General features: G+C 69.4%; 7 protein-coding genes. All 7 read left to right on the top strand.

Going from position 1 to position 6,222, the window contains the following annotated elements; genetic code table 11:
- Positions 1-502, top strand: a 502-nt coding sequence (locus Q8Q85_00535) for an HAD-IA family hydrolase (GenBank protein MDP3772732.1), incomplete at its 5' end; no start/stop codon positions are given.
- Between the two features lie 141 nt (positions 503-643).
- Positions 644-2,011, top strand: coding sequence for a sigma-54 dependent transcriptional regulator (locus tag Q8Q85_00530; GenBank protein MDP3772731.1), 1,368 nt, complete (start codon positions 644-646; stop codon positions 2,009-2,011).
- 49 nt (positions 2,012-2,060) lie between these two features.
- A complete protein-coding gene (locus tag Q8Q85_00525) occupies positions 2,061-2,651 on the top strand; it encodes an RNA polymerase sigma factor (GenBank protein ID MDP3772730.1) in 591 nt (196 codons plus the stop codon).
- A gap of 1 nt (position 2,652) precedes the next feature.
- Positions 2,653-3,327, top strand: a complete 675-nt coding sequence (locus Q8Q85_00520; GenBank protein ID MDP3772729.1) for a zf-HC2 domain-containing protein — start codon at positions 2,653-2,655, stop codon at positions 3,325-3,327.
- A 7-nt stretch (positions 3,328-3,334) separates the two neighbouring features.
- Complete coding sequence (locus Q8Q85_00515) at positions 3,335-4,237, top strand: DUF4097 family beta strand repeat-containing protein (GenBank protein MDP3772728.1); 903 nt, start codon at positions 3,335-3,337, stop codon at positions 4,235-4,237.
- On the top strand, positions 4,237-5,037 hold the full coding sequence (locus tag Q8Q85_00510; protein MDP3772727.1) for a hypothetical protein: 801 nt from the start codon (positions 4,237-4,239) through the stop codon (positions 5,035-5,037). Before Q8Q85_00515 ends, Q8Q85_00510 begins: the two co-directional genes overlap by 1 nt.
- Before the next feature lie 247 nt (positions 5,038-5,284).
- A partial coding sequence (locus Q8Q85_00505) for a hypothetical protein (protein MDP3772726.1) occupies positions 5,285-6,222 on the top strand: 938 nt, incomplete at its 3' end.

Genomic DNA, 6,222 nt, shown 5'->3' with positions numbered 1-6,222 from the left:
CACCCCGCTCCGCGTCCAGTTCCGCGACTTCACCGACGACCCGGCCGAAATCGAAACGATGATCGCGACCTATCGCGAGTGGAACTACTCCCACCACGACGGCATGGTTACCGCCTATCCGGGCGCCCTCGAGACCGTCCGCGCCCTCAAGACCAAAGGCGCGCGGCTCGGTATCGTCTCCTCCAAGAGCCGCCGCGGCATCGACCGCGGCCTCACCCTCTGCGGCTTCGACGGGCTGTTCGACGGGATGATGACCAGCGACGACCTCGAGGCCAGCAAGCCGGATCCCGCCCCCGTCCTCGCCATGCTGGCCCAGCTCGGCGCTTCCGCGGCCGAAGCGCTCATGGTCGGCGATTCGCCCCACGACATCGCCGCCGGCCGCGACGCCGGCACCCGCACCGCCGCCTGCTTGTGGGGACCCTTCTCCCGGGACCGCCTTTCGGAGGAAAAGCCGGATTACTGGCTGGATTCGTTCGGGGATCTGGCTGAGGTGGTGAGATAGGGGGAGCGGGGAGCGGGGAGCGGTACCTTTGGAGCGCCCCGAACGGGCGCATCGCACCCCAAGGAACCGCTCCCCGCTCCCCTGTTGCTGTTTGCCACGTTGCATCACAGCTTCTGTGGTATCCTCCAACGCAGTCACCCCATGGCTGATGCAGGTCGCATCCTGATCGTGGACGACGACGAGGCACAGTTCAAGCCGCTGCGCGCCGTCCTGGAATCCGACGGCTGGACCGTCTTCTCGGCCCTCTCCGGAGAAGCAGCCCTCGCCCTGCTCGACCAGGGTGAGGAGGTGGACGTCATCCTTTCCGACCTCATGATGCCGGGCATGGACGGCCGCGCCCTCCTTGGCGCGGTCCAGGAGCGGCGCCCGGAGATCCCCTTCATCGTCATCACGGCCCACGGCTCGGTGGATTCCGCGGTGGACCTGCTCCACGCCGGCGCCCAGCACTACCTCACCAAGCCCACGAAATTCCCCGAACTCCTTATCACGGTCCGACGGGCGCTCGAGTCCAGCGAGACGCGTCGCGAGCTGGCGCGGCTGCGCCGCCGCCTCGCGCTCCCCGCCGACGTCGTCGCAGTGTCGCGGCAGATGCGGGAGATCCTCGACACCGCGATCAAGGTCGCGCCGACCTCGACACCGGTCCTCATCACCGGCGACACGGGGACGGGCAAGGAGGTCATCGCGCGCGCCATCCACGCCGCATCGGGACGCGGCAGCTTCGTCGCGCTGAACTGTGCCGCGCTCCCGCCGTCGCTCGTCGAGTCGGAGCTCTTCGGCTTCAAGCGCGGCGCCTTCACCGATGCCCGGCGCGACCACACGGGGCTCGTCGAAGTGGCGGCGGACGGTACCCTGTTCCTGGACGAAGTAGCCGAGGTCCCGCTCGCCACGCAGCCCAAGCTCCTGCGCTTCCTCCAGGACGGCGAGTTCCGCCGCCTCGGCGATACCCAGTCGCGCCGGAGCGACGCGCGGCTCATAGCGGCCACCAACCGCGATCCGATGATCGAGGTTGCGGCCGGCAGGATGCGCGAGGACCTGTTCTACCGGCTCAACATCGTCCACATCCACATCCCCCCGCTTAGGGAGCGGCCGGTGGATATCCCGGCGCTGGCCGAGCAACTCATCAAGCGCCTCGCCGACCGCTATCAGCTCGAGCACGCCGACCTCGCGCCCGATACCCTCGCCGCACTGACGGCGTACCAGTGGCCCGGCAACGTCCGCGAGCTCGAGAACGTCCTGGCCCGCGCTCTGGCCCTGCGCATGGGGAAAGCGATCACCCTCCGCGACCTCCCGCCCGCCATCGGGAAAGTGGCGCCGCCGGAGGGCGGGACCGCGCCGCACGAGCTGCCGCCCACCCTGACGCTGGAGGAGGTGGAGCGTCGCTACATCCTGCGCGTGCTCGAGGCCACCCACGGCAACAAGCTGAAGGCCGCCGAGGTCCTCGGCATTGACCGCTCCACGCTGCACCGCAAGCTCAGGCTGATGCAGGGCGTGGCGGCTCTACAACTGTAGTGGCAGGCATTCCAACTACTTAGGCCCATTCGGCTGTCCAATCGGGTGCGTGACGATCAGAGCGCTGAGCTTGGAGGCCGGCCTGACACCACCTCCGTCGACGGACAACTCGCTGGCCCAGGCCGACTCCGAAGGGGCTGACGTCGCCCTGGCGGCGGCCGGGGACCAGCAGGCGTTCGAGCGGCTCTACCGGCTGCACTCGGCCAGGATCCACTCGCTGGTGCGGCGGATGGCGGGCGGTGACGGCGATCCGGACGAGCTGACGCAGGACGTCTTCGTCAGGGCCTGGCAGCGGCTCTCGACCTTTCGCGGCGAAGCGCAATTCGGGACCTGGCTCCACCGGTTGGCCGTGAACCTGGTCCTCAACTGGCAGAAGGGCGAGTCGCGGGGCCGGCGGCGGTTCGACAGTGAGGCGGACGTGGACCTCACGCCGGGCCGGCGCCACCCGGTGGAAGCGGCAATGGACCTGGAAGACGCCGTGGCGCGACTGCCGCCGGGAGCAAGACGAGTGTTCGTGTTGCACGACGTGGAAGGGTTCCGGCACGAGGAGATCGCGGAGATGCTGGGTGTGACGTCCGGGACTTCGAAGGCACAGCTGCACCGCGCGCGGATGCTGATGCGCGCCCACCTGGAGCGCTGACATGAGCGCACATCTGAACCAAGAGCTTTCGGCCTACCTCGACGGGGAGCTGCACGGGGACGCGCTCGCGGCGGCCGAGGCACATCTCGCGCAGTGCTCGGAGTGCCGGGCGACGCTGGAGAGCCTGCGCGGCCTGGTACGTCGCGCGCGGGCGCTCGACGACCGGCCTCCGGAGCGCGACCTCTGGGCGGGCATCGCGTCGCGCATCGGCGACGCGTCCACGGCCGACGTCATCCCCCTCGCGCCGCGCCGCCGCCGGTTCGCCTTCTCGGTCCCGCAGCTCGCCGCCGCGGCGGTCACGCTCATGGCGGTCTCGGCGGGCGTGGCGGTGATGATGACCCGCGGCACGCCTGCGACCCAGGGCCCGACCTCGGGAGCCACGGGCGGGGTGCAAGTGACGCCGGTAGTGATGAGCCCCGCGGACGACGCGTTCCAGTCGTATGCGCCAGCGATCCAGCAGCTCGAGCAACTGCTCGCGGGCCGGCGGTCTCAGCTCGACACCTCCACGGTGCGCGTCCTCCAGCAGAGCCTCCAGGTGATCGACTCCGCGATCGCCCAAGCGCGGCATGCACTCGAGCAGGACCCCAATAACAACTACTTGAACAGCCACCTACAGCGCGCGCTCGGCCGGAAGCTCGACGTCCTGCGCCGCGCGGCCACGATGCCGGTGAGCTGAGGAGATCATGAACCGTTCTGTCGCAGCATCCGCAGCCGTCATCGCCGTCATCGCCGGTGCCGCGGGCGCGGGAGCGCTCTCGGCCCAGACCCTCGACACCATGCTCGCCGCGCGCTCCGGCACCAGGCTCTCGGTGTCGAACATCTCCGGCACCGTCACCATCCGCTCCTGGGGCCGCAACCAGATTCGCGTCGTGGCCGAGTACGACCGGGCCCGCGTCGAGGTGGACGAATCCCCGGGCCGCGTCTCGGTGCGCACGGTCTCGCGCCGCGGCGACGCTGACGTGGACTACACGATCACGGTGCCCAACAACACGCCGGTCGAGGTCACCGCGATCTCTTCGGACATTGACATCGACGGGGTGTGCGGCGCGGTCAACCTCAACTCGGTCTCGGGGGACATCACCCTCGATTGCGGCGCGGACGACGTCATGGTGCAGAGCGTTTCGGGCGACGTCAGCGTGACCAACGTGCGGGGTACGCTCGAGGCCGGTTCGACCAGCGGCGACGTGGATGTCTCGAACGCCCGCGGGAGCGTGAACGCGCACAGCGTCTCGGGTGACATATCGCTGGACGGGATCGAGGGCCGCGAGATCGGCGCGGAGACGGTGAGCGGCAGCATTGAGTTCGCCGGGCGGCTGGCCCAGAACGGCCGCTACCGCTTCGAGGCGCATTCCGGCGACGTAACGGTGCGCGCCGCGGGCAGCCTCAACGCGACGATCAGCGTGAGCACCTTCAGCGGCGACTTCGAGTCGGATTTCCCGATCGTGCTCACGCCGGGCAGCCGGGTGCAGCGCGAGTGGGAGTTCACCCTGGGCAACGGCGGCGCGCGGCTCACGCTGCGCTCCTTCAGCGGCGGCATCTACTTGAGGCGTGGCGCCGGCGTCGCGGCGCCGAAGCGGGAGGAATGATGAAGTACGGCATCGCAGGCATCGTGGTCGCGGCGGCGTGGTACGCGCTGGTTCCAGCGCTTCCCCATGGCCCCGCCGGCGCGGGCGCCATCCGGCAGGGAACGACCTGGAACTGGCACGGCCGCATCGCCGAGGGCAAGACGATCGAGATCCGGGGCGTGAACGGTTCGATTTCGGCCGAGCCGGCTACGGGGAACGAGGTCGAGGTGACGGCCGAGAAGCGCGGCCGGCGCGACGACCCCGACGACGTGCGGATAGAAGTGGTCGAGCACGAGGGCGGCGTCACGATCTGCGCCGTCTACCCCGGCCGCGGCAACCGGTGCGAGCCGGGCGGCGGCCACATGAGCACGCACAACAACGACGTCGAGGTGGAATTCACCGTGCACGTGCCTCGCCGCGTCGGGTTCGCGGGCAGCACGGTCAACGGCGGCGTCGATGCCCTCGGCCTCACCGGGCCGGTCGAGGCGAGCACCGTCAATTCCGGCGTGCGGATCGAGACGAGCGATGGCGAGGCGGAGGCGACCACGGTCAACGGCAGCATCATCGCGGTGATAGGGCCGGGCGGTCGTCGCCCGCTGCGCTTCAACACGGTGAACGGAAGCGTGACGGTCACGCTGCCGCGCGACCTGGGCGCGGACCTCGATGCCTCGACGGTGAACGGCAACATCAACAGCGACTTTCCGATCACCGTGACCGGACGCATGTCGCCCCGGCGCCTGAGCGGCCGCATCGGCCAAGGCGGGCGCACCCTGAACATCCGCACCGTCAACGGGGCCATTCGAATCCGCCGGGGCACGTAGCAGCCGCTTGCCCGCGGGTCCCGTCAGGGGTACAATCGCCCCTCCACCCGGAGGGGCGATGTCGTTCGAGCCGTTCCAGATGGAGCCCCGCTGGCCCGAGCGTTGAGCCCGCGCCCAAGCGCAAGCAGCTCTCGGCTCGGGAGTTAGGTATGGCCCGCCAAAAGTGCCACTCCAAATCCGAACGCCGCACGTGTTGCGCCTGGAGGGGGGGGCCATCGTAGTGTTGAACCCTGTTAGGAGGACCGTCATGGTGCGCTGGCCCGGCACCGTTCGCAACGTAGTCCTGCCCTGCGCCGCCGGCCTGCTCGCGCTCAGCGCGTGCTCGGACAACCCGGTCGCACCCGTCCCCCCCGACACGACCCCGCCGCGCCTGCAGGTGCTGTCTCCCCTCGACACCCTGTACGACCTCGACGGCGACAAGCTCCTGGACCTCCGCCTCACCTGGCGCGACTCGGCCGGCGTGGTGGATCCCGCCACCGTCCGGCTGCGCACCTTGACGGGCATCAACGGCCCAGCCGCCGGCGACACCAACTTGCTCGGCGTGTGGCGCGTGGAGCAGCTGGACACTCTGGGCCTCCTGGTCCACGAGACCCTCGAGAACCTGCTGCACGGGGGGCCTAACCAGCTTGAGATCGTGGTGGCGGACACCGCCGGCAACGTGGCCGTGGACACGATCGCCTTCACGCTCCCCCACGCTGCTCTGCTCAAGACGATCACCACGGGGCTGGTGTTCTCGGGCCGGACCCACGGCATTGACGCGGTGGTGTGCCCGGACGATCGCCGTCTCTACGTGACGGTGGGGCGCCGGATCGTGGTGGTGGACGCGGACTCGCTGAAGTTCATCAGCGCCGTCCTTCATACCGGTGCCTTCGACGACCTTCAGAGCGTGCTGTGCATCCCCGGCGATCCCGTCCTCTACGTGACCGAACTAGTCGAACGATTCGACCGAGTGAGCATGTCGTGGCTCCCCCGAGTCCAGGGCTCCTTCGGCGCCGTCGGTATCGCGCAGTCTAGAGCCGACCCGAATCTCCTGTACGTGGGCGAGAGCAACAGCGGCACCATCGGGATCATAGACCGTGCGGCCGCCGCGCGAATCGGCATGGTGCCCCTACCGCCCGGGGGCTCACCCGATGATCAAGAGTTCGTGTTCGACCTCGCGGTGCTCGACGGCGACGCCAAGCTCTA

It is taken from the genome of Gemmatimonadales bacterium (assembly GCA_030697825.1).
Classification (GTDB): Bacteria; Gemmatimonadota; Gemmatimonadetes; order Gemmatimonadales; family JACORV01; genus JACORV01.
The sequence above is the reverse complement of the archived record's forward strand: the minus strand, read 5'-3'. Positions and strand labels throughout refer to the sequence as shown.

Excerpts from the sequence above, each read along its gene's own strand:
- Q8Q85_00530 (MDP3772731.1), top strand. The coding sequence starts at position 644 with ATGGCTGATGCAGGTCGCATCCTGATCGTGGACGACGACGAGGCACAG.
- Q8Q85_00520 (MDP3772729.1), top strand. The coding sequence starts at position 2,653 with ATGAGCGCACATCTGAACCAAGAGCTTTCGGCCTACCTCGACGGGGAG.
- Q8Q85_00515 (MDP3772728.1), top strand. The coding sequence starts at position 3,335 with ATGAACCGTTCTGTCGCAGCATCCGCAGCCGTCATCGCCGTCATCGCC.
- Q8Q85_00510 (MDP3772727.1), top strand. The coding sequence starts at position 4,237 with ATGAAGTACGGCATCGCAGGCATCGTGGTCGCGGCGGCGTGGTACGCG.